At 64.6% G+C, this 22240-nt stretch carries 23 protein-coding genes and 3 pseudogenes; 14 read left to right on the forward strand and 12 right to left on the reverse strand.

Going from position 1 to position 22240, the window contains the following annotated elements; all coding sequences use genetic code 11:
• Window positions 1-385: 385 nt before the first annotated feature.
• Window positions 386-664 (forward strand): hypothetical protein, encoded by a 279-nt coding sequence (locus WAQ08_RS19475; RefSeq protein ID WP_422193961.1) that lies wholly within the window; start codon window positions 386-388, stop codon window positions 662-664.
• Between the two features lie 154 nt (window positions 665-818).
• The gene (locus tag WAQ08_RS19480) at window positions 819-1403 is read left to right on the forward strand and encodes a recombinase family protein (protein WP_422193963.1); all 585 of its coding nucleotides are present in this window, start codon (window positions 819-821) and stop codon (window positions 1401-1403) included.
• 26 nt (window positions 1404-1429) lie between these two features.
• On the opposite strand, the gene arsB is transcribed toward WAQ08_RS19480, so the two are convergent.
• Genes arsB through WAQ08_RS19500 form a run of 4 tightly spaced genes read right to left on the reverse strand, consistent with a single transcriptional unit; the run spans window position 1430 to window position 3858 of the window.
• On the reverse strand, window positions 1430-2452 hold the full coding sequence (gene arsB / locus WAQ08_RS19485) for an ACR3 family arsenite efflux transporter (RefSeq protein WP_422193965.1): 1023 nt from the start codon (window positions 2450-2452) through the stop codon (window positions 1430-1432).
• A gap of 33 nt (window positions 2453-2485) precedes the next feature.
• The gene (locus WAQ08_RS19490; protein WP_422193968.1) at window positions 2486-2989 is read right to left on the reverse strand and encodes an arsenate reductase ArsC; all 504 of its coding nucleotides are present in this window, start codon (window positions 2987-2989) and stop codon (window positions 2486-2488) included.
• 7 nt (window positions 2990-2996) lie between these two features.
• A complete protein-coding gene (locus WAQ08_RS19495) occupies window positions 2997-3503 on the reverse strand; it encodes an ArsI/CadI family heavy metal resistance metalloenzyme (RefSeq protein WP_422193970.1) in 507 nt (168 codons plus the stop codon).
• Window positions 3504-3513: 10 nt separating this feature from the next.
• Window positions 3514-3858 (reverse strand): ArsR/SmtB family transcription factor, encoded by a 345-nt coding sequence (locus WAQ08_RS19500; RefSeq protein WP_422193972.1) that lies wholly within the window; start codon window positions 3856-3858, stop codon window positions 3514-3516.
• A 363-nt stretch (window positions 3859-4221) separates the two neighbouring features.
• Here WAQ08_RS19500 and WAQ08_RS19505 point away from each other — a divergent pair, with 363 nt between their 5' ends.
• The 3 genes from WAQ08_RS19505 to WAQ08_RS19515 all read left to right on the forward strand — a co-directional run bounded on the left by WAQ08_RS19505 (window position 4222) and on the right by WAQ08_RS19515 (window position 5915).
• Window positions 4222-4476 (forward strand): hypothetical protein, encoded by a 255-nt coding sequence (locus WAQ08_RS19505; protein ID WP_422193975.1) that lies wholly within the window; start codon window positions 4222-4224, stop codon window positions 4474-4476.
• On the forward strand, window positions 4436-5242 hold the full coding sequence (locus WAQ08_RS19510) for a hypothetical protein (protein ID WP_422193977.1): 807 nt from the start codon (window positions 4436-4438) through the stop codon (window positions 5240-5242). The genes WAQ08_RS19505 and WAQ08_RS19510 overlap by 41 nt, the downstream gene beginning before the upstream one ends.
• A 268-nt stretch (window positions 5243-5510) precedes the next feature.
• Complete coding sequence (locus WAQ08_RS19515) at window positions 5511-5915, forward strand: hypothetical protein (RefSeq protein WP_422193979.1); 405 nt, start codon at window positions 5511-5513, stop codon at window positions 5913-5915.
• Window positions 5916-6007: 92 nt separating this feature from the next.
• Here WAQ08_RS19515 and WAQ08_RS19520 read toward each other — a convergent pair whose 3' ends face one another.
• Window positions 6008-6352, reverse strand: a complete 345-nt coding sequence (locus WAQ08_RS19520) for a DCL family protein (RefSeq protein ID WP_422193981.1) — start codon at window positions 6350-6352, stop codon at window positions 6008-6010.
• A 7-nt stretch (window positions 6353-6359) separates the two neighbouring features.
• Window positions 6360-7613 (reverse strand): carph-isopro domain-containing protein, encoded by a 1254-nt coding sequence (locus WAQ08_RS19525; RefSeq protein ID WP_422193983.1) that lies wholly within the window; start codon window positions 7611-7613, stop codon window positions 6360-6362.
• A gap of 238 nt (window positions 7614-7851) precedes the next feature.
• On the opposite strand from WAQ08_RS19525, the gene WAQ08_RS19530 reads away from it, so the two are divergent.
• Both WAQ08_RS19530 and WAQ08_RS19535 read left to right on the forward strand, forming a co-directional pair.
• A complete protein-coding gene (locus WAQ08_RS19530) occupies window positions 7852-8751 on the forward strand; it encodes an SDR family NAD(P)-dependent oxidoreductase (RefSeq protein WP_422193985.1) in 900 nt (299 codons plus the stop codon).
• Between the two features lie 25 nt (window positions 8752-8776).
• Window positions 8777-10093: a carboxylesterase/lipase family protein gene (locus tag WAQ08_RS19535; protein ID WP_422193986.1), complete on the forward strand. Its 1317-nt coding sequence runs from the start codon at window positions 8777-8779 to the stop codon at window positions 10091-10093.
• Between the two features lie 80 nt (window positions 10094-10173).
• On the opposite strand, the pseudogene WAQ08_RS19540 reads toward WAQ08_RS19535, so the two are convergent.
• A pseudogene (locus WAQ08_RS19540) lies at window positions 10174-10512 on the reverse strand (carbonic anhydrase); the annotation flags it as partial.
• Window positions 10513-10705: 193 nt separating this feature from the next.
• On the opposite strand from WAQ08_RS19540, the gene WAQ08_RS19545 reads away from it, so the two are divergent.
• Window positions 10706-11458: a helix-turn-helix domain-containing protein gene (locus WAQ08_RS19545; protein ID WP_422193987.1), complete on the forward strand. Its 753-nt coding sequence runs from the start codon at window positions 10706-10708 to the stop codon at window positions 11456-11458.
• A gap of 115 nt (window positions 11459-11573) precedes the next feature.
• Complete coding sequence (locus WAQ08_RS19550; protein ID WP_422193989.1) at window positions 11574-12398, forward strand: SDR family oxidoreductase; 825 nt, start codon at window positions 11574-11576, stop codon at window positions 12396-12398.
• A 22-nt stretch (window positions 12399-12420) separates the two neighbouring features.
• Here the strand turns inward: WAQ08_RS19550 and WAQ08_RS19555 are convergent, their stop codons facing one another.
• The 3 genes and pseudogenes from WAQ08_RS19555 to WAQ08_RS19565 all read right to left on the reverse strand — a co-directional run bounded on the left by WAQ08_RS19555 (window position 12421) and on the right by WAQ08_RS19565 (window position 14631).
• Entirely contained in the window at window positions 12421-13296 is an 876-nt protein-coding gene (locus tag WAQ08_RS19555) for an SIR2 family NAD-dependent protein deacylase (RefSeq protein WP_422193990.1), read from the reverse strand.
• Between the two features lie 50 nt (window positions 13297-13346).
• Entirely contained in the window at window positions 13347-13706 is a 360-nt protein-coding gene (locus WAQ08_RS19560; RefSeq protein WP_422193992.1) for an H-NS family nucleoid-associated regulatory protein, read from the reverse strand.
• A gap of 111 nt (window positions 13707-13817) precedes the next feature.
• Window positions 13818-14631, reverse strand: a pseudogene (locus WAQ08_RS19565) (NAD(P)H-dependent oxidoreductase).
• Between the two features lie 96 nt (window positions 14632-14727).
• On the opposite strand from WAQ08_RS19565, the pseudogene WAQ08_RS19570 reads away from it, so the two are divergent.
• The 3 genes and pseudogenes from WAQ08_RS19570 (at window position 14728) to WAQ08_RS19580 (ending at window position 17362) form a co-directional block, all read left to right on the forward strand.
• Window positions 14728-15642, forward strand: a pseudogene (locus tag WAQ08_RS19570) (LysR family transcriptional regulator).
• A 94-nt stretch (window positions 15643-15736) separates the two neighbouring features.
• On the forward strand, window positions 15737-16039 hold the full coding sequence (locus tag WAQ08_RS19575; protein WP_422193994.1) for a hypothetical protein: 303 nt from the start codon (window positions 15737-15739) through the stop codon (window positions 16037-16039).
• A 39-nt stretch (window positions 16040-16078) separates the two neighbouring features.
• Entirely contained in the window at window positions 16079-17362 is a 1284-nt protein-coding gene (locus WAQ08_RS19580) for an acetyl-CoA C-acyltransferase (protein WP_422193996.1), read from the forward strand.
• A gap of 13 nt (window positions 17363-17375) precedes the next feature.
• Here WAQ08_RS19580 and WAQ08_RS19585 read toward each other — a convergent pair whose 3' ends face one another.
• The gene (locus WAQ08_RS19585) at window positions 17376-18371 is read right to left on the reverse strand and encodes a DUF535 family protein (protein ID WP_422193997.1); all 996 of its coding nucleotides are present in this window, start codon (window positions 18369-18371) and stop codon (window positions 17376-17378) included.
• 476 nt (window positions 18372-18847) lie between these two features.
• On the opposite strand from WAQ08_RS19585, the gene WAQ08_RS19590 reads away from it, so the two are divergent.
• The gene (locus WAQ08_RS19590; RefSeq protein WP_422193999.1) at window positions 18848-19534 is read left to right on the forward strand and encodes an NAD(P)H-hydrate epimerase; all 687 of its coding nucleotides are present in this window, start codon (window positions 18848-18850) and stop codon (window positions 19532-19534) included.
• A gap of 9 nt (window positions 19535-19543) precedes the next feature.
• Window positions 19544-20374, forward strand: coding sequence for an NAD(P)H-hydrate dehydratase (locus WAQ08_RS19595; protein WP_422194001.1), 831 nt, complete (start codon window positions 19544-19546; stop codon window positions 20372-20374).
• 28 nt (window positions 20375-20402) lie between these two features.
• Here the strand turns inward: WAQ08_RS19595 and WAQ08_RS19600 are convergent, their stop codons facing one another.
• Entirely contained in the window at window positions 20403-22175 is a 1773-nt protein-coding gene (locus tag WAQ08_RS19600; RefSeq protein ID WP_422194002.1) for a diguanylate cyclase domain-containing protein, read from the reverse strand.
• Window positions 22176-22240 lie beyond the last annotated feature (65 nt).

The following is a 22240-nucleotide window of genomic DNA, read 5'->3' on the forward strand; positions in this document are numbered from 1 at the left end:
TGGTGACCCGCGAGTTCATCAGGGACGCGTGACAGGGCGATGGCGCCCGGCTCATATATGGCGAATTTTTCTGAGGGGGTATGTGATGAGCCCAGCCCGCAGATTCCCCCCGTGCCCCCCTCGTTTCTCTGTCGTTGGTCCCGCGCCACGCGCTGTCACGGCATTAGCCTTCCCTACTGAGGAACGGTCTCTGCGTCGGGATCAGCCAAGAGCTAGGCATGACTTGGTAAACGCCAGATTGGCACTTGAGATGGTCCCCCTGTCGGGACGTTCCCCATGCAGCAACGAGCAGCATTTAACTCGGGCATTCGCAAGGCATCGGCATATCGCCTGCCATCCTTGGGTCCGCGTCGATGTTGACGCGAGCAACGAACGAGAGAACCACATGGCCCATGCCGCACCCAGCCCCGCCACGAACAAGCTCGCTGAGCCTGTGCCCCCACAGTTCACCTTCACCCTGGGTGTCCCCGAGATTCAAGCCCTACTTGCCATCGTGGGTCTCACCCGTGGGGGTGCGCTGGACACGCTCTATCAGGCCCTGGAGTATTTCCACGAGCAACACGACATAGAGCGGAAAGAAGTGTCCGAGCCCCACGACATACACGGCTTCGATCTAGACCGACTTGTGGACTGGTGGTCTGTTGAGGAAGCCACAGACGCCTGACCCAGCGCCAGCCCTAGGCCGCCCCTGTTGGAAAACGAAGGATTCCGACACCCCGCCCGGGCTGGCCTGATTGATGTTGGAAATATAGGCCTTGACAGTTATCGACACCATCGAGATACTGACAGCCTTTTCTGACACCCAAGGGTCCATCAGCATGACCGCCCGCATCTATGGCTATGGCCGCGTGAGCACCACCGACCAGACCACCGAGAACCAGCGCCTGGAACTGGAAGCCATGGGTCACAGCCTGCCCGCACAACGGTGGTTTGCTGACACCATCTCGGGCAAAGTGCCAGCCCTCCAGCGGCCCCAGTTCGCCAAGATGCTGGACCGCATGGAAGCGGGCGACATGCTGCTGGTCTCCAAGCTGGACCGCCTGGGCCGGGACATGATTGATGTCATGCAGACCCTTCGCCTGTTGGCCGAGCGTGGGGTACGCGTCAAGGTCCAAGCCCTCGGGGACACCGACCTGACCAGCACCGCAGGGAAGGCCGTGGTGGGCATTCTGGCCGCTGTGGCTGAGATGGAGCGGGACATGCTGGTGGAGCGCACCCAGGCGGGACTGTCGCGGGCCAAGGCCGAGGGCAAGCAACTGGGGCGCCCATCCAAGACCAGCGAGGCGGACAAGCAGGCCATCCGGGAACGCCTGGGAGCCGGCGACACGGTCAGCCAAGTGGCGAAGGACTATGGCATCTCGCGGGCATCGGTCATCGCCGTGAGGGACACGCTGGTGGCTTGACGTGCTTCGCTGTCAGCCCCTCGTCGTCACGCAGTCCTTTCGTACCACCCCTTGCTCTGGTTCACCACACGCACCACCAGCAGCATCACGGGCACCTCAATCAACACGCCAACGACAGTAGCCAGTGCGGCCCCCGACTGAAAGCCAAAGAGGCTGATGGCGGCGGCCACGGCCAGCTCAAAGAAGTTGCTCGCACCGATGAGGGCCGACGGACAGGCCACGCTGTGGGCTTCCCCGAGCTTGCGATTGAGCCAGTAGGCCAGCGCCGAATTGAACAGCACCTGGATGAGGATGGGCACGGCCAGCATGGCAATCACCAGCGGCTGATCAATGATGGCCTGCCCCTGGAAGGCGAACAGCAGCACCAGCGTGGCAAGCAGCGCAGTGATGGACCACGGCCCTATGCGGGCCAATGAAGCCTCAAGCGCAGCTGTCCCCCGCTTCAACAGTGCTCGGCGAATGATCTGCGCCAGGATGACAGGCACCACGATGTAGAGCACCACCGACATCACCAGCGTGTCCCATGGCACCGTGATGGACGACAGGCCCAGCAGCAGGCCCACCACGGGGGCAAAGGCGAAGATCATGATGATGTCATTGAGCGCCACCTGGCTAAGCGTGAACAGGGGATGCCCGTTGGTCAGCCGGCTCCACACGAACACCATGGCCGTGCACGGGGCTGCCGCGAGGAGGATCAAGCCCGCTATGTAGCTGTCGAGTTGGTCTGCAGGCAGCCAGGGGGCGAAGACTTCACGCACGAACAGCCAACCCAGGAACGCCATTGAAAAGGGCTTCACCGCCCAGTTCACGAACAGTGTCACGCCAATGCCTCGCCAGTGGGCCTTGACCTGCGACAGGCTCCCGAAGTCCACCCTAATCAGCATCGGGATGATCATCACCCAGATGAGCAGGCCCACCGGCAAGTTGACCTGAGCGACCTCCATGCGGCCAAGCGCCTGGAATGGCTCCGGGGCAAGTTGGCCCAACCCGATGCCGACCACGATGCACAGGAAGACCCATACCGTCAGATAGCGCTCAAACACGCTCATCGGGTGAGCTTTGGACTGCGACACGATAGCCCCTCAGCTCTTGGCAATGGCGGCCAGCGCATCGGCCAGTGCGGACCTGTCCATGGTCTCCAGAGGCTGCGCAAGGAGCTGCAACATCCGAAAGCCGATGGCCTGACGGGTCAGCTCGAAAGCCCGGCGCTTGCCCTTGTCGCCCCCTTCCGCATTTGACGGATCCGGGTAGCCCCAGTGGACCTTGACCGGCTGGCCGTTCCCGCCGAAGAACACAGGACACGATTCGGCCGCAGCACTGTCGCAGACCGTGATCACGATGGACAGAGGCGGCGCATTGGGTCCTGTGAACTCATCCCAACTCTTGCTCCGATAACCCGCCGTATCGATGCCCACACCTTGCAGTGCTTCGAGCGCGAACGGGTTGAGTCGGCCACTCGGGGCACTGCCCGCGCTGTGGGCCTTCACGTCTCTGCCAAGTCGAGCCGAGAGGTGATTCAGCATTCCCTCCGACAGGACGCTGCGGGCCGAGTTGTGGGTGCACAGGATCAGAACATGTGTGGTCATGTCGGCCTCAGCAGCATCCGGTTGAAGCGGACTTCACGGGGATTCCGATGGGCTTGCCGGTGGTCCTCGGGGCGCAGCATGCCGAACCCGTGGCAGCCATCTCGGGCGCACTTGCTTCAACGTGCTCGGGCTCCCCCCCGCTGAAGACAGGGATGGTTCCCAGTGTGCGGAAGTGCTCCCATGGCAGGCCTTGGGGGTCCACGATCCAGTGCTTGTCGCTGCGGGCGTAGCAGCAGGAGGTTGCCCCCTCGTCGATGAGCGCCATGTCGGCCGCCTGGGCTTGAGCCTTCATCGCGCTCAGGTCCTCTTCGTTGTCCACCTGGATCCCCAAATGGTCCACCCCGAGGTGTCCATGGCCCCGCGTGGAGATGGCGAAGTTCACCGCTGGCTCATCCAGCATCCACTTCGCATAGTCGGGCTCAACACGAGCGGGTTGAGTGCCGAACATCGCCGAATAGAAGGCGACATTGCGGGCGAGGTCATCCACATGGACGTGAACATGGAAGCGCTTCATGGGGGACTCCTTAGCAGGTCGTGCAGCTTCGGGCGGCGGGGTTGTCAGGGTCGGGGACGGTGGCGCAGGGGCTGCCTTGGCAGCAGTGTTCAGTCAGGTAGCCGAGCAAGCCGTTCATGTGTCCGTACGCAGCGCGGTAAATGAGGTGGCGGCCATCACGCTCTTGTGTCACCAGCCCGGCATTCATCAGCTCCTTCAAATGGAACGACAGGGATGTGGATGGAACCCCGAGCTGTTCGGTCAAGGCGCTGGGGGTCATGCCTTCTGGGCCAGCAACAACCAAGGCGCGGAACGCACGAAGTCGGCTCGCCTGAGCGAGGGCAGCTAGGGACTTGATGACGGTTTGCTCTTCCATAATTCAATGATATTTGAAATATTGAATTGATAAGCAAGGTCCGACTAAACCCCGACCTAACGAAGAACTATCCGCCCGAAACGCCTGGCCGCCCCCTGCCGCCAGCAAGTGGAGCCGCGCGAGTGAAAACAGTGAAATCGCGGATGGAGTACGGAACAGCGGACAGCGGTCTGTGCTGGCGCTGGCCGCCCCCAAAACCGGGGCGCATCTCGATCAAATCGTTTGACAAATCAACCACCTAGTTCTGCAAAACGGCCCAACTGCCCACCAAACCCTCTTCCTCGGGAGAACCTTCAATTCCGACGGTCTCCTCCATCGTCATCACCGGCCCCATTCGCGGGCCATTCAACGGAGTACGCAGCAATGCAGCACCACAACCCGATCCCGATCCAGGGCCAGCGGGAGAAGGCCGTCTTCCGGACGGTCCCCATCCCCGTGTTCGCCTTCGATTACCTGAAGGACACCCAGCGAGCCATCGAGGCCAGCGGCCACCGCATCACCTTCAACGAGGTCCTGGCACGAGTAGTCATCGAACATCAGCAACATACGCAGAACGCAGTCAACGCAGTCCGAATCCATGAGCAAGAAGTCAACGGCACCCCAGCCCGATACCGCTGAAGCCTCCAATGCCATCGAGTGGCATGAGGAGTGGCTAAGCCCTGAACAGGTCATCCGGCTGAAAAGCCTACAGGTCCGCAAGAAGTTGGACGCGGGGGCCATCAGCAGATACCGCGACATGACCAAAGCCGGCAAGGTCCCGCCGCCCATCAAGGTGGCCGAGGTCAAAAAGGCTGGTGTCATTCAACACTACCTCGTGGACGGCTGGCATCGCTGGGAAGCGGGGGCCGTGGTCACCGGGCACGATGTAGACGGCAACCCTGTAATGGATCTTCATGGGATGCCCGGCCCGGGCGGAACCTTGGTCAAGGTCTTGTGCGCACCCATGAGCATGAAGGACGCCACTTGGGAAGCTGCACAAGCCAACCTGGACCATGGCGTGCCTCTCAAAAGTACCGAGTTGGTGGCTGTGTTCAAGGCCTTCGTCAGAGCGGGCAAGCACCGCACTCGCAAGGGCTACAGGTCGTATCGCGAGATGGGCACCGTGCTGGGCATCGCAAAGTCCACCCTGGGTCGTTGGATGCACAAGCACTTCCCAAAGATTGCAGCCAACATAGGCGGGAACGATGGGGCGGCACCGGGCGGGCTCAGGGATGCGCCCGAGTTGCCCTCGCCAGCCGATGAGGTCGTATCCGAAGTGAAGCGCATCAGAGCAATTGCACTGAGCTTGCCCCCAGGCGAGAAGCGCAGGGTGTCCGATGCCCTTCAGGAACTGCTGGCCGACCTGGGCAAGCTGCCTGTGATGGAGGATGCGAATGCGTTCTGACGACGAAGGCCAACAGGGCAAACCTGCGGACCACCCGGTGGCTGTCCCATTGGGACACCTACAGTCATCGACAAGTGCCGAGACCTCAATACCCATCGGCACTCCCGGTCGATTGGTGGGCGATGGCGTGTTGCGCCAGCAGCACCCGTCCCCCGTGGTCACAGCCGACTCCCCGCCCATGGACCTAAAACAAGCCAAGGCGCTGGGCCTCAAGCTCTACCCATCCAGGGCCTACTGTCGCCGGTCGCCCCAGCATGGCCGACTGCGCATGGTCTCCTCCAACGAGTGCGCCACCTGTGCTGAGCTTGAAGCGAACCTCATGAAGGAACTGCGGACCAGTGCCATGGACAAGCTGAGGGCCGAAGTCGAACGCAAAGTGCGCCGCGAGATGAAGACACTGATTGCCGATGCTGAAAAGCAGGCCCAGGACATCTTGAAGGCCGCCCAGCGGGAGGCGATGAACAAGGCGAAGCAACTTGAGAAAGCGAGGGCAACCAGGGCTGCGAACAAGGCCGCCAAGGAAGCCGCAGCGCTTGCAGCAGCTACCCCATCAGCCGAGCCAGTGGAGCCCGTGGTGGGTGCGCTGGAGGCCTCGGTGGGACCGCCCTGGGAGGGGCTGGAGGATAGCCCCGAGGCCAGCGCCAGCGGGCTCGATGTAGCCCCCTGGGACTGAGGGCAAGAGTGGATGCGCGGGTGTTCCTGATGGAGCGCCTGCGCGTCTGCTGGCATCTGTTTTTTTCCCAGGCCCCGACATGCGGATTCTAGTTAACGGCTTTGGCGAGCGGCGGCATCCAGCGCCCGCCTGTAGCTGAAGTCAATACTTGTCTCGTCTCGGCGAACCACGAAGAAGCAAGAGGTGTGGCCAGGATGGTCCGTGTCCAACCTCTTCTCAAAATAGGCGACGCCTGCACCAGCTTTGGTTGGCTCACCCGGCTGGAGGTCTGCGTCGTAGACGCTCAACAGAGCTTCCAAATCCGCATGGTCAGCCGAATCAAGAACTCGTTCCCCCACTCGATAGCGGCCCAGCATTGCCTTGAAATGTGCTTCAGCATCACCCTTCTTGGGCCAGGAGCGGCCGGATGACAAGGAGACTGGAATCGACTTTCCCATGACGACCTCACTGTTGATACGCTGCAATTGCCAGTTGTGCAAAAGAGATAGGCAGCTTCCTCTCCTTCACCTTGCTTTCGATGTAGTTCTGGAATCTGCCGCCCGCAATATAGGTTTCGCGAAACCATCGGCGAAACTCCCCCAAGGCTTCCTCTGGGTAGCACCATGGCTCCTGCGGATTGGAGACGGCTTGCGGGAAATAGTCTGGATAGTTGTGTTCGTACTTCCTGCGCGCTCCATACCTCGTATCCCCCTCGATGTTGCCCCAGTGCTTGGACCAGTGGATGCCTACGCTGATATCCGGCACGAACGTTTCATCAATATGGAGGCCCGCCTGTCCGAGCGTCACAATCATGTCCGCAATCTCCTTGAAAACACCAAAGGTGCCCTTGGGTAAGGCGTTGTAGGTCAACGAAACGCGGTCATGAAAGTACTTCCATTTCTCTGGAAGGGCGTTGGTTGGGTCATATCCGACCTGCGTGTAGATGAAGTCACGAAGGGCTCCTCCGGCGAGCAGGCGATAGTTCTTCTTTGCCTCTTCCTTGACGTTGGGGCCAGCGTCAAAAGAGTAGTACTCCAGAACAGCAAGGCATACGTTGTCGGGGTATGCAAAAAATGTCCCGCTTCGCTGTTCGACTTCGATATAAGGCATGTCAACAGAGTGCCCGTGCGACGCCAGGATGTCGCGGATCTTCGAGACCCGAGGCAGAGATACTTCCTGGACCCACTCTTCACCGATGCCTTGAATGGCGTTATGGAACACGCCGCAAAGTCGTGCAAGCCCCCGGCCCGTAAGGAAGGGCGTCCCATCCGACAGTACGCCCATGCCGATGCCATCAATCTCGACTTGCTTCTGGATGCCTAGATCAAGATGCGACTGCTTGCCGGCCACCTTGGAGGGCATTTTTAGCACTAACTCATTGCCACCATTACGTTTTTGGGTGGCCAGCGCGATTCGGTTGGAGGCTACAAAGTCGCCCGCCGACAGCTCCAGTCCCTTCTCGCGTGCCAAGTTCAGGATGGGTTCTTGCCACTTCGCGGGGATGACGCCGGCCTTCGCCCAATAGCTAACCGTACTTTGAGACTTGCCCAAGGCGTTGGCCAATGTAGTCTGGCCCCCAAACAGATTGATGATGTCCTTCGCGTGCATAGAGCCTCCTGCTTGCTCGATGCAGTGTATCCGAACATCGTTAAAAAACGAAATTTCCGTTTTTGTTTGTCGGTATTTTTCGTTTGATTGGTGGCAGGTCTTGCGCAACATATGCGTTAGACTGGTGGCTGTGCCGTTGCGCTGTGACAGTTGTTGAAGTTGGGCCTTCTGTAAGTCGTTGATTTTGCTGGGTCAATGCCGGTCGGCTGTTATTTCGAATCTCACCGCTTCCGCCAGTCCTTTTGATTCAATATCGAGAACTACAAATCAAGCGCCTAGGCGCTTTTTTTGTGCCTGAACCACCACCACGGGCCGTCCTGCACGGGCGTTCCAACCTGCGAGACTGATCATGGAACTGAATTTCACCGGCCGCGTGGCCATCGTCACGGGTGCAGGGGGCGGCCTGGGCCGCGAACACGCCCTGGCCCTGGCCAAGCGCGGCGCCAAGGTGCTGGTCAACGACATGGAGCGGGGCGATGGCCAGCCTTCGCCCGCCCAGAAGGTGGTCGACGAGATCGTGGCCGCCGGTGGTGAAGCCATCGCGTTCTCCTGCTCCGTGACGGACTTTCCGCAGGTGCAGGCCATGGTGCAAAAAGCGCAGGACACCTGGGGCCGCGTGGACGTACTCATCAACAACGCCGGCATCCTGCGCGACAAGTCCTTCGCCAAGATGGAGCTGGATGACTTCCGCCTGGTGCTGGATGTGCACCTGATGGGCGCTGTCAACTGCACCAAGGCCGTGTGGCCATTGATGGTGGCGCAGAAGTACGGCCGCATCGTGATGACGACCTCGTCCTCCGGCCTGTTCGGCAACTTTGGCCAGGCCAACTATGGCGCGGCCAAGATGGCCCTGGTGGGCCTGATGCAGACGCTGTCCATCGAAGGCGCCAAGAGCGACATCCGCGTGAACTGCCTGGCACCCACCGCAGCCACGCAGATGACCGAAGGCCTGCTGCCGCCGGCCATGCTCGAACTGCTCAAGCCCGAGGCCGTCACGCCTGCCATGCTGGTGCTGGCGCATGAATCGGCGCCCAACCGCACCATCCTGAATGCCGGGGCCGGCACCTTCGCGGCCTCGCACATCACCATGACCCAGGGCCTGCACCTGGGGCTGGGCGATGACGTGCCCGAGCGTCTGGCCGAACAACTGGCGGCCATCACGGACCGCGCTGGCGACAAGGTGCCTGGCAGCGGCTCGGAGCAGGGCACCAACGAGATCACCCAGGCCACGGCGGCGCTCCAGCGCTGAGCGGCACGACCAGCGGGCGCCGTCAATGCCCGCGCAGGCCAGTACCGAGCGGCCCTTGCCGGTGATGGTGTGGATCCACGGCGGTGCCTTCATCAATGGCGCGGGCTCGCAGTACGACGGCACGGTGCTGGCGCGTGAGGCCCAGGCCGTGGTGGTGACGGTGAACTACCGCCTGGGCATCTTCGGCTCGCTGGCGCTGGATGCGCTCGCTGCAGAGGCCAAGGCCGGGAACTACGCACTGCAGGATCAGCAGGCCGCGCTGCGCTGGGTGCAGCGCAACATCGCGGCCTTCGGTGGTGATGCGGGGCGCGTGACGATCTTCGGCGAATCGGCCGGTGGCACCAGTGTGTGCAACCAGTTGATCTCGCCAGCGGCCAAAGGGTTGTTCCAGCGGGCGATCATCCAGAGCGGCACCTGCCCGTCCGTGCAGCCTACGCGAGCACAGACGGTGGCGGTGGGCAACGCGTATGCCGACAAGCTTGGCTGTGCGCCGGGTTCCGGGCAGTTGGCCTGCATGCGCGGCAAGTCCGCCTTGCAGGCGCTGGTGGCCTCTCCGCCGATTGATGCGGCCGATCCGGCCTCGCTGGGGCAGTTCAGCCCGCACATCGATGGCGTGGTGCTGCCGGAGGCGCCGCGCACGGCCATCCGCGCCGGGCGTTTTCACAAGGTGCCTGTGCTGCTGGGCAACAACGCCGATGAGGGCACGCTGTTCATCGCGCTGGCCTTCGAACTGCAGCGGCGCACGCCCATGACGGAGGCCGAGTTCCAGTCCATGGTCAAGGGCAACGCGGGGGATTCGGGCATCGCCGCGCTGGCGTCGTCCATCGTGCTCGATGCCTACCGCTCCAGCCGCTATGGTTCGCCCAACCTGTCGGCCGCGGCGCTGCTGGGCGACAGCCTGTTCGCCTGCCCGACGCAGTTCCTGGCGCGTGCGCTGTCGGACCACGTGCCCACCTACGCCTACGAGTTCCAGGAGAAGAACGCGCCGGCTTTCGTGAGCGATCCCTTCATGCCCTGGGGCGCCTTCCATGCCGCGGAGCTGCCCTTCGTGTTCGGCACGCGCATCGTGACGACACCGCCCAGCCCGGATCCGGCCGAGGTGGCCACGCCCGCGCAACTGGCCTTGTCGAAGGCGATGATGGCCTATTGGGGGCAGTTCGCCGCTACCGGACAGCCCAATGCAGCGGGGCAGAAGGCCTGGCCGCGCTTCAACCGCCTGCTGCAGGCCACGCAGACGACCTTCAAGGCGCAGGGCATCGGCACGGAACTGCTGGGTGCCTCCTATCTGCGGCACCAGTGCCTGCTGTGGGATGCCACGGCGCTGCTGGGCACCTTGCAGTGAAAGGCTTTGCCCTTGGGTGATGATCGGGTCAGGTGATTGACCTGGTCGGCCTCGAACGGTTCCAGCGCCACGCGCCGGCCATGGATGTGGCGCAGATCCTCCAGATGGCGCAACCAGTAGTCGGCCAGGCCCACGCGCTGCCCACGCAGTGCCGCCTGCACGCCGCCGCAGCCATAGTGGCCCACAACCATCACGTGGCGCACCTTGAGCACATCCATTGCATCCTGGATCACCGACAGGCAGTTCAGGTCGGTGTGCACGATCAGGTTGGCGATGTTGCGGTGCACGCAGACCTCGCCGGGCAGCAGCCCGACGATCTCGTTGGCGGGCACGCGGCTGTCCGAGCAGCCGATCCACAGGTAGCGGGGGCTTTGCTGGCCGGCCAGATGGCTGAAGAAGGCCGGATCGCGTTGCTGCATGGCCTGGGATCAGTGCTTGTTGTTGTCCAGCAGGAGGTCGATGTCGTCCATGGGCGGGTGTGTCCTTTTCATCTTGTGCATGCGGCGCGCTCTGCGCACAGGCGCGCGCACGCATCCTCGCACCGCCTTGACATTTCTGTCTTGGAACAATTGGTCGTCGGTATGATCTGCTGACAGTGCACAGGAGACAGGCATGGGCACCGGAGCCAACCGGTTGATCTTCGACAGCGACATGGTGTTCTACGCGGGCCTGCTGGGCCGGCCGCGCACCCGGGTGCTGGGCGCCTGGACGCTGTACGCACCCGCCTCAGGCGCCATGCAGATCACCGTGGGCGATGAGGCGCCGATGGACGTGCCCGCCTGGGTGGTGCCACCCTATGTGCCGCACAGCCTGCGTACGGCGGATCAGCGCATTAAGTGCGTGCTGGTCGAGCCGGATTTCATCGACGTGGCGCGCCTGCCGGAGGTGCTGTTGCTGGATGAGCCGGGCGCCAACTGGGGCGAGCGGCTGGCCTTGTTCGCCGAACACCTCACAGGGCAGGGCAGGGTGGGCGACGAACCCTGCCTGGAAACCGCTTTGCTGGGCACGGCCTTGCCCCGCCGCCGCATCGATCAACGGATCGCGAACGTGATCGAGCGCATCCGGCAGGATCCCGCCAGCCTGGTCACCGCCGATGACTGCGCGGCGGATTGCGGCCTGTCGGCATCACGCTTCATCCACCTGTTCACCAGCGAATGCGGCATGCCGTTTCGCAGCTTCCGTACCTGGAAGCGGGCACGCAGCCTGCTCAATGCCGTGGACAGCGGGGCCACGCTCACCCAGATCGCCCTGGACCTGGGCTACAGCGATTCAGCTTACTTCAGCAATTCGATCCGCTATTTCACGGGCTTGCGCCCCCGGGACATCCTGGCCGGTTCGCGCGCGCTGGTGGTCGACAGGCGCTAGCCCGGGCGGCTCAGGGCCTTCACCCCGGTCACCCCCGTTTAGCCGGTTTGCACAAGCGGGGGCGGCGTGTCGCCGCTATCGTGGCGCCAGCAACCCCACGGCTTGAAAGGCCCGCATGACCTCCCTGAAAGACAAGACGCTGTTCATCACCGGTGCCAGCCGCGGCATCGGCAAGGAAATCGCCCTGCGCGCCGCGCGCGATGGCGCCAACATCGTCGTGGCTGCCAAGACGGCCGAGCCCGATCCCCGCCTGCCGGGCACCATCTTCACCGCAGCGCAAGAGATCAAGGCCGCGGGAGGGCGTGCCTTGCCCTTGCAGGTTGACATCCGTGACGCGGACGTCGTGGCCGCAGCCGTGAACCAGGCCGCCGAGCATTTCGGCGGCATCGACATCTTGGTCAACAACGCCAGTGCCATCAGCATCACCCGCACCACGGACACGCCGGCCAAGCGCTACGACCTGATGATGGACATCAACATGCGCGGCACCTTCGTGTGCTCGCAGGCCTGCATTCCGCACCTCAAGCGCGCGGCCAACCCGCACATCCTGGTGCTGTCGCCGCCTATCAACCTCAACCCCAAGTGGCTGGGCGCGCACCCGGCCTACACCGCCTCGAAGTACGGCATGAGCCTGCTGGCGCTGGGCATGGCCGAGGAGCTCAAGGGCGATGGCATCGCCGTGAACTGCCTGTGGCCCAAGACCATCATCGCGACTTCGGCGCTGAAGGTGGCGCAGGCCGGCCTGGGCGAGATGGGGCGCCTGCCGCAGATCATGGCCGATGCGGCCTACGACATCCTCACCTCGGATTCACGTGCCCGCAGTGGCAACGCCTTCGTCGATGAGGACGTGCTTCGCGCGCGTGGCGTGACGGATTTCAGTGGCTACCTGGTGACACCTGGCATGACGCCCATCATCGACCTCTTCCTGGACGTCGAGTAAGGCTGGCGGGGGGCGGCGTGGTTCACGGGCCTGATGAGGGCCCGATATCGGTAGCTGCGCTCAGGGCGGCATCGATGCCCTGCAAGCCATGCAAGGCCGTGGCCTCCATGCTGATGGCACGCAAGCCGTGGTCCGTGTGCGCTTCACGCGGGTTGATGCGGATGAAGCCCGCACCATGCTTGCGCGCGACACGTTCGCTGAAATAGCGCACCGTGGGCACATGCAGCCCCGCCCCCAGTTCGATGACCACGGGGCGGGCGGTGTGCCTCAACCACGCATGCAGGCGGCTTTCCTGCGCATCCGACCGCTGGCTGAGCCAGTCGCCGTCCCCGAACATCAGGATGTTGGGGCGGGCCAGTTGGCCGCAGCACGGGCAGGTGGGCAGTGGTGCCGTCCACTCGCAGGCCAGTGCATCCACTTCGACGCTCAAACCGTCGGCGGGCCAGATGTCGGCAGAGCAGGGCGTGGCGCACTGCAGGTGGTGGATGGAGCCGTGGCACTCGTGCACCTGTGTGTGCTCGAAGCCGGCGGCCTGGAACTGCCCATCGACATTGCTGGTGAACACGAAAGCGCCCTGCGGCATGCGCTGAGCCCAGCGGCGCAGGATGTGAAAGCCTTCGTGCGGCACGGTCTGCCGGTACAGTTGCAGGCGATGCCCGTAGAAGCCCCAGGCCAGCCGTGGCCGGGCCTGAAAGGCAGCCGGGTTGGCGATGCTGGTGAAGCCGATACGGCCCTGCGCTAGCGCAGGGTAGGCGCGCCACAGGCCTTCGTCACCCCGGAAGTCGGGCAGGCCGCTGTCGACACCCAGGCCGGCACCGGCGGTGATCAAGAGGCCATCAGCCTGCGCGATGAGGCGGGCCGCGGCGTGGTGCTGGGATATGGCGGTGCTGGCACTCATGGCACGGTCAGGCCACATCAAGGGCATGACAGCGCCATGAGGCTGGGCCTTTACTGGGCCTGAACGGCGAAGCTCTCCAGCGTGGCGCCGGAGGCCAGGGCAGTGCGCAGCCAGCCGGGGCGGGGGCCACGGCCGGACCAGTTGTTGCCCGCTGCATCACGGAACTTGGGCGTGGCGGCAGCCTTGGCCTTGCGGGCGCCGCGCTTGCCAGCCTTAGGTGTGGTGGTGCTCTTGCCGGTGGCGGCGCGGCCGGGCTTGTCCAGGCCCAGGTCCTTGGCCGTCAGGCCGTAGACCTCGATGGCCTTCTTGATGCGCGCGACGACTTCGGATTTCTCACGGTCCTTGAGCTTGGCTGCCTGGCTTTGCAGTCGTTCAATCTCAGCCATGAGTTCGATGTAGGTCTGGGCCATGTCGGTATGGGTCGTTATCGATGGGTGAAAGAGCTTGCGCTCACGACCTCCGCTGCTAACTTCTTATTGATCTTTCCGCGGACTATACCTCTGATGGCGAAAGGGCTCTTGTCAGGCGCCCGTGATGGTGCCTGATGTGGCGGTGGTGAGATGGGCGGTAAAGCCCGTGAGATCAGGAGCAACATCGTCGCGCAAGGTCAGTGCCGGGATCTCGTAATCACCACCATTTTGCGCACGGTAGGCGATGGGCTCGGTGTGCCACAACGCGTTCAGCCGCTGCCCAGTTCAGCCTGGATCAGCGCGTACCGTGCATCGTCAACCTTGCTGGTGCGGTGAACGATATAAGGTGGCAGCACCGACATGCCCGGGTAGTACAGCATGCCGTGGTGGATGGGGAACAGCAGATCGTCGATCGGGCCGTTGATGCCGCGCGGGCCGTAGTGCGAGGCCCAGCCACCGGTGGTGACCACCAGCATTGCGCGCTTGCCGGCCAGGGTGCCTTCGCCGAAACGCTCGCCCCATCGGTGGTCGTAGTGCTCGCCCAGGCCATAGGCGAAACCGTCGGCGTAGACACGGTCGAACCAGCCCTTCATCACGGCGGGCATCGAGTACCACCACAAGGGGAACAGCACGATCACGGCATCGGCCCACAGCAGCTTGGCCTGCTCGGCCGCGATGTCATCGGGCTGCGTGCCGTGCTGCAAGGCGCGGCCTGATGCGGTGGAGGGTTTGAAGCGGCCATCGGCTCAAGCGCGTCGGCGGGCTGGAAATCATCGCGGTCCAGCGAGGTCTTCCAACGCATGGCGTACAGATCGGAGACCTGCACCTGATGGCCCTGGCTTTTGAGGTGATCGACGATGAAGCGGCTGAGGGAGCCGTTGAGCGAGCGCGGCTCCGGGTGAGCGGTGAGCAGGAAGACATTCATGGTGAAGCAGGCCTTGTGGGCATGGGAAACAGGCTTCCCATCTTGAAGACGCGGCCCGTAAACTGGAAATGGATTGCTTGGATACGGGGTATCGACATGGCCTATACCAGCCCTGGCCGCACGAACCGTTTTGATCGCCTGGACCTGAACCTGCTGCTGACACTCGATGTGCTGCTCAAGGAGTTGAACGTGATCCGTGCGGCAGAGCGCCTGCACCTGTCGCAGCCTTCCGTCAGTGCGCAGTTGGCCCGGCTGCGGGAGCACTTCGGTGATCCGCTGCTGCTGCCTGGCCCGCGCGGCATGAAACCCACGGCGCGCGCGCTGCACCATTGGGAGATGCGCTGGCCCTGCTGGCCGATGCCGTGGCGCCAGCGCAGGGCTTCGATGCCGCGCAGGCCACGAACACCTGGCGCATCGCTGCTGCCGATTACGGCGAGATGGCCGTGCTGGCGCCCCTGATCAGGCGGCTGCGTGAGGTGGCGCTGCATACGCGTCTGGCCGTGATCCCGCTGGACACCAGGCACCTGGCGCGTCAGGCTGAAAGCGGCGAGATCGACATCGCCTTGCACATCAGCCATGACGCACCGGCGGGGTTGCGTCAACGGACCTTGCTGGATGAGCGCTATGTGCTGGTCGGCCGGGCGGATCATCCTCGCCTGCGGCGGCGGCCCAGCCTGGCGCAGTTCTGCGCGCTGGGGCACGTGATCGTGTCGCCCTGCGGTGGGTGGTTTCCAGGGCGCCATGGATCTGGCCCTGCAGGCGCTGGGGCTGCAGCGTGAGGTGGTGCTGTTGGTGCCGCATTTCCTGTTCGCGCTGGACACCGTGCGCCGCACCGATCTGGTGGCGATGCTGCCCTCGCGCCTGGTGCATCAGGCCGAAGGGCTGCGCGTGGTCGAGCCGCCATTGCCGGTGGCCGGCTACCAGATCGCCATGCTCTGGCACGAGGCGGTGCACCGTGATCCGGCACAGGTCTGGCTGCGTGAGCAGATGGTGGCCAGCCTGGCGGATTGATGTCCCTGTCACGAAGCTTGCTTACGCTGGCAACCAGCGGGGCGGACTTTCACCGCCACGCACCACCAGAGGGCGCACACCATGTTGACGACACTTGGCGCCTTCCACACGGCTTTCGGCCTCGGCGCCCTTGTGGCGTGATGGCGAGATCACGCATCGCAACGACCTGGGCAAGGTCTACATCGCCACCACGGTGATCACCTGCATCACCGGCTTCGGCATCTTCCAGCATGGCGGATTCGGCAAGCCGCATGCGCTGGGCGTGATCACCCTGCCCATGGGCAAGCCGTTGTTCGACAGCCCGGAAGCGCCCGGCCTGCAGATCATCGGCGGCGTGCTGTTCCTGATCTTCCTGGTGGGGGCCTACGTGCAGGTCAAGCGGCTGGGCCGACGATGACCTATCCTCACGCCACCCTTGATCTTTCTGGAGGCTGACATGCCTTTCCATGGCGACATCTGGCTGGCCTCCGGCCTGCGCACCCCGTTCTCCAAGGTGGATGGCCCGCTGGCCTCCTACGATGCGATCAGCCTGTCGGTGCCGCTGGTGCAGCAGATGCTGGGGCGGCTGGAGGGCGCGTTGCCGGACTTCTTCGTGTGGGGCACGGTGGTGCCCAACCTCACGTGGAGCAACATCGCCCGCGAGGTGCTGATGGACGCGGGCGTACCACCCACCATCCCGGCGTTTTCCACCATCATGGCCTGCTCGACCAGCATGATCGGCACCATCGAGGCCGCTGGCATGCTCAATGGCGTCAACCGCAACCTGGCATTGGTGGGCGGGGTGGAGTGCCTGAGCCGCATCCAGTTGGGCCTGGGCCAGAAGCTGTCCGACTGGATCCGCAAGTTCCAGCAGGCCAGATCGCTCGGGCAGAAGATCTCGCAGGCGGGTGATCTCAAGCTGTCCGACATCCAACTGCACATCCCTGGTGTGACCAACCGCACCACGGGCAAGAGCATGGGCGAGCACACCGAGCTCACCGCGCGCGAATGGCACATCAGTCGCGAGGCGCAGGATGCCCACGCGCTGTTCAGCCACCAGGGCGCGGTGAAGGCGTGGGACAGCGGCTTCTTCGATGACCTGGTCATGCCCGTGGGCGACGTGAAGCGCGACACCATTCCACGCAAGGACACCTCGCTGGAGCGCCTGGCCAAGCTGCCGCCCTCGTTCGATCGCACCAGCGGGCACGGCAGCCTCACGGCCGGCAATTCATCGCCGCTGACCGATGGCGCCGCCAGCTTGTGGGTGGCGACCGAGCAGGGGTTGGGCAGCTTGCCCGCCGGCACGCCGCGCGCACGCCTGGTCGATTGGGAGATCGCCTCCATCGACCTGCACCACGAAGGCCTGCTGATGGCGCCGCCCTACGCCATCCCGCGCCTGCTGGCCCGCCATGGCCTGCGCTATGAAGACATCCACCTGTGGGAAATCCACGAGGCCTTCGCGGCCCAGGTGCTGGCCCACATCGAGGCGCTGGAGAGCCCGGCTTTCCTGAAGGACAAGGCTGGCGTGGATCCCCAGGCCTTCGGGGCCTTCCCGCGTGATCGGCTCAACCCCACAGGGGGCAGCCTGGCAATCGGCCATCCCTTCGGGGCAACGGGTGCACGGATCGTGAGCCAGGCGGTCAAGGAGTTGTCGCAGCGGCCGGCTGGGCAAAGGGCCATCGTCAGCATCTGCGCGGATGGTGGGCAGGGCAGCGTGGTGCTGCTCGAATCCGCTGGCTGAAAGGGCTGCGCGTTTACAGGTCTGAGGCCGCGCCAGCGATGCAGTCGCGCGTGGCCTGGGTGATCTCGTGCTTGAACTCGCGCTTGAGCAAGGTGCGCTTGCGGTGCTTGGAGGCGATGGCCTGGATGGGCTTTTCAGGGTAAGGCACCTGCATCAGGTGGTGGCCGTCGGCTGTCTTGCTGCTTTGATAGCGATCCCAGAACTCGGTGTAGTCGAAGCTCATGTTCGACTGCTGGATAGACTCCGACGAGATGCTGTGTTCGATGCCGACGCCGGCGATCACCTCGATGCCCAGGGCCTCGGCCATGCCCGCGATGGCGGCCATCAACAGATCTGGCGGGGCGATCTCATGACAGGCCTTGGTGGCCAGACGGATCTGGTCGAAGGTGCCGGCCACGCCCTGCACGCGCCCGATGTAGAGCGTGTGCCCGTGCCGCGAAGGCGTGCTGCCCGACGGCATGGAGAGCGCACTGGCCGGCACGATCGAGAACGACACCTTGTACACGTCCGCTGCGTCCATCCGCAGCGTGAAGGTGAGCTCGCCTTCGCGATGGCCGCTCACGGCACAGGGGCCGCTGACATGGATGCTGAAGTGGTGCCCCTGCTCTTCGCTGATCCAGGGGATCAGCGTGCCGTGAACAACGCCGGAGCAGAACCGAGCCCCCAGGCGTTCGTTCAGGAACTGGTAGTGCGCTAGCAGCAGTTCAAGCCGGGTAGCCCGTTGGAAGTTGCTGGAGAGGTAGGGCAGGGTGTAGCGGTAGGCGGTGCGGGGCACCTGCCGCAGGATGTCGCGGGTGTGCTCCGCCTTGAGCACCTTGAGCAGGCGCTGGTGATCCTTGTAGTGCCACGCGATCTGCAACAGGCGGCTGATGCCGTCCAGCATGCCGGACAGGCTCTTGGTACGCAGGTCTCGCTTCAACCCTGCCCATGACAGGCCGGCGCCCGAGGCAGATGCAGCAGGGATCGCAGAGGCCAGCTTGGAGTCTGTCGAGAGAGGCAGGGCGGACATTTGATGCACCTTGCTACGCAGAGCAATATTTCTTTGCATTCACTGTACGGTCATAAATGACAAATGCCAGTGGGGTAGATACGAGGGCTGATTAACGCAGCAAAGAAAACAGCCCGTCGGCCTAGGGGCTGACGGGCTGTGGCTCGGACGCGCTCACCGCGCGCCCTGGACTGGCGAGATGGCTGCCAGCCCTGACTCTCCGGAGGAGAGCACCGCCTCACCGGCGGCCAGGCCTGCTTGGCAGGTCCATCCTGCCAGTCCGGCCGGGAGGAGCCGAACGCTGCCTGTGATGACCACCGAGATCCGGTGTGTCCTGTGGATTGGCGAGTACCTCGTCAAACATCCACGGACTCAGTGTGGCTCATTTCGTGGGGCTGCGGGGCCTTCGTGGCATGCTGTCAGCCACCGTGGCGTGATGCATGCACGCCCAAGGCGTTTGAAACGCGTGTGCGGATGGCGAAGGGGCACAGGGGCTGATGAACGAGTTGCTGACATGTGAGCAGATGGCGCAGGCCGATGCATGGGCCATGGCCCATGGCGTGGCAGGCCCCACCCTGATGGCACACGCCGGGCAGGCCGTCGTTGACGCCATCCGGGCTCGCTGGAGCCCTCGGCCCGTGGTGGTGCTGTGCGGGCCTGGCAACAACGGCGGCGATGGGTATGTGGTGGCGCGGGGGCTGAGCGAAGTCGGCTGGACTGTGCGTGTCGCGTCGGTGTCGCCTATCTCCGGCTTGCGCGGGGATGCGGCCCACCATGCGGCCCTGTGGCGCACCAGTGCGGCCGGGCACGAGCCTGAGACGCTACACCCTGGCTTGCTTGATGGCACGGCCTTGGTGGTGGATGCCTTGTTCGGTGCCGGCTTGAGCAGGCCTCTGGATGCGGTGTTGTCCGAACTGATGGCTGAGGTGGCCGTGCGTGGCATCCCGGTGGTGGCGGTGGACGTGCCGTCCGGTGTGCGCGGGGACACCGGCGAATCCTGGGGGGCTGCCCAGGCGCAGCTCACGGTCACCTTCTTTCGCAAGAAGTCAGCGCATCTGTTGATGCCCGGCCGTGCCCTGTGTGGCGAGGTGCTGGTGGCCGACATCGGCATCGCGCCGCAGGCCTTGTCCGCCGTGGTGGCCCAGGCCTGGGAGAACGTGCCGGCCTTGTGGTCTGCCCTGTGAGGCCCTCCGGTGGGCACCACGCACAAGTATCGCCGAGGCCACGTCGTGGTGCTGGGCGGTGCACGCATGGTGGGCGCGGCCCGGCTGGCGGCCCGTGCGGCGGGGCGCATCGGGGCAGGCATGACGACGCTGGCTGTGCCGGCATCGGCCTGGCCGGTGTATGCGGCCGGTGTGTTGTCCACGATGGTCCACCCCTTGCCTGATCACGCCGTGGTGCACTTCCTGGAGGATTGGGCCGCGTTGCTCGCCTCGCCCAAGTGGGCGGCGGCGGTGCTGGGTCCGGGCGCACTGGCTGGTCTGCCCGAGCCTGCTGGCGCCACCTTGCGCTCACTGGTGCTCACGGCCTTGCAGGCGCCTGGAGGCCGGTCGCTGGTGCTCGACGCCGATGCGCTCACCGCCTTCGAGGCATCGCCCCAGGTGCTGTTCGATGCCATCGCGCAGTCCACCAGCCCCGTGGTGCTCACGCCGCACGAGGGTGAGTTCCAGCGGCTGTTCGGCGCGGTCGACGCGGGCAAGCTTGATGGCACGCGCGAGGCGGCCCGCCGAAGCGGCGCGGTGGTGCTGCACAAGGGGGCCGACACGGTGATCGCTGCGCCGGACGGTCGTGCCGCCATCAATGCCGGTGCGCCGGCCTGGCTGGCCACGGCCGGGGCGGGCGATGTGCTGGCCGGCATGATTGGCGGCCTGCTGGCTCAGGGCGTGCCCGACTGGGAGGCCGCGTGCGCGTCGGCCTGGGTGCATGGGGCCTGTGCGCAGGCTTTCGGACCGGGCCTGCTGGCCGATGACCTGCCCGAGCAGGTGCCTGGCGTCCTGCAGTCGCTGTGGACCCACAGCTGCTAGGCGTTGGGGTGCAGGCCGTGGTGGGTCGTCAGCCGACGCACGTGCGGTTCTTGCCAGTACGTTTGGCTTCGTAGAGTGCCATGTCGGCGCGATCCAGTGCATGCTCGATCGGTTCGCCGTCGCGGTACTGCGTGACGCCGGCCGAGAAGGTGATGAACACCTTGTGCGTGTCCTGCGTGAAGAACTCGGCGCTGAGCTGGCGTTGCAGGCGGGTCAGCACGTGCTGGCCTTCTTCCACCTCGGTGTTGGGCATCAGCACCACGAACTCCTCGCCGCCGTAGCGCGCCAGCGCGTCGCTGGGCCGCAGGGATTCGCTCACCCGGCGTGAGAGGAACTTCAGGGCTTCGTCGCCCGTGTGGTGGCCCAGGGTGTCGTTGAGCTTCTTGAAGTTGTCCACGTCCAGCAGGCCGATGGCCAGCAGTTGCCCCTGGCGGTCAACGCGCGAACGCTCGCTGTCAAAGAGGCGCATCAGCCCGCGGCGGTTGGCCACCTGCGTGAGCGGGTCGGTCGAGACCTCGTCGGAGAGCTTGCGGATCTCGTCTTCCAGATCTCTGACGCGTTGCGTGAGTTCGGTGGCGCGAGTGTGCTCGGTGTGCAGGCGCTCCTGGGCCTGCGAGATAACGCCATGCACAGCCAGGCTCTCGGTGACCATCTCGCGCACGACGCCGGTCAGGCTTTCCAGCGTGTCGGCCTGGCCGATGGTGTCGGCGTAGCGGCTGAGGTTGTCTTGGAAGCGGCCCGTGGTGTGGCCCAGCTCGCCGATCTCGCTGAGCATCTGCTGGATCAACTGCTTGAGCGCCTGGCGCGCGGCATCACGCTCGCCCTTCAGCGACTGCTGGCGCAGGCGGGTGTCGTCCAGCAGTTGCTGGATGCGCCGTGCACCCCGGCTGGTCAGGCCTTCGGAGAGCTCGGCGCGCATGGCCTCGCTCTGGCCCTGAGCCCAGCTGTCGTCCTCGGCCAGGTCGACCAGGCTGTCGGTGAGCGAGCGGCACAATTCCAGCAACTGGTCCATCACGTGGTGGCGGTGCTCGATCACGCGGCGTGCCTGCGTGCAGGCGTTCTGCAGTTCGCCTTGCAAGATGTCCTGGGGCGCCTGCATGTCCAGGGCCCGGTTCACGGCAGTCTGCAGCGCGGCCTGGGCATCGGCGGCCTGGGCGTCCGAGGCGGGCAGTGCGGTGCTGATGGTGTCTACCAGCGGAGTGCTGAGCCAGCGCGCATCGGGTGGCGGTGTTGCACCACTGGATTCGGCCACGCTTTGCTCAGGCAGGGCACTCGGGGCGGCGTCTTCACCGGGGGTACTCACGACGGTGCTGGTGCCAGCGGCTGTGGCTGCTTCAGGCGGCAAGGTGGGCGTGGCTGTATCCAGTGCCTGTGCTGCCGCTTGTTCATCTTCAGGGCGGTCGCTGTCCCAGGCCTGCACCAGGGGCTGAAGGCGTTGCAGCAGCCTGCTCGACGATTGCTTGCTGCCGGCCAGCACGCGCTGCAGGCTGTCCTTGCGGCGAGCGGCTGTCCATTGCTTGTTGCTGCGCTCCAGGCCGCGGGCGATGCGTCCGATCAGTGCGGCCCATTCGGGCCCGTCTTCGGTGTCCAGCGCCGCTGGGGCTGTGGGCAGCGCAGGGGGCGCTGCGGGCAGGGCGGCATCGGCCATGGGCCAGCCCAGTGCCGCCGATTCGGCCGCGTAGGCGGTGCGGAAGTTTTCGGGCGTGGGCTCCTGGCGATCAGTCGCCAGGCGTTTGAACGCCGCCTTGGCCAGCAGGGCCGGGGCGGGAGGCGTGGCGGAGTCAGGTGGCGTTGTGCTCATGGATGAATCGGTGCCGAGCGCGTCGCTGAGCGCACCGTCGGGTCAGCGGGGGCTGCGCTCAGTTC

It is taken from the genome of Aquabacterium sp., from assembly GCF_049274795.1.
GTDB lineage: Bacteria > Pseudomonadota > Gammaproteobacteria > Burkholderiales > Burkholderiaceae_C > Aquabacterium.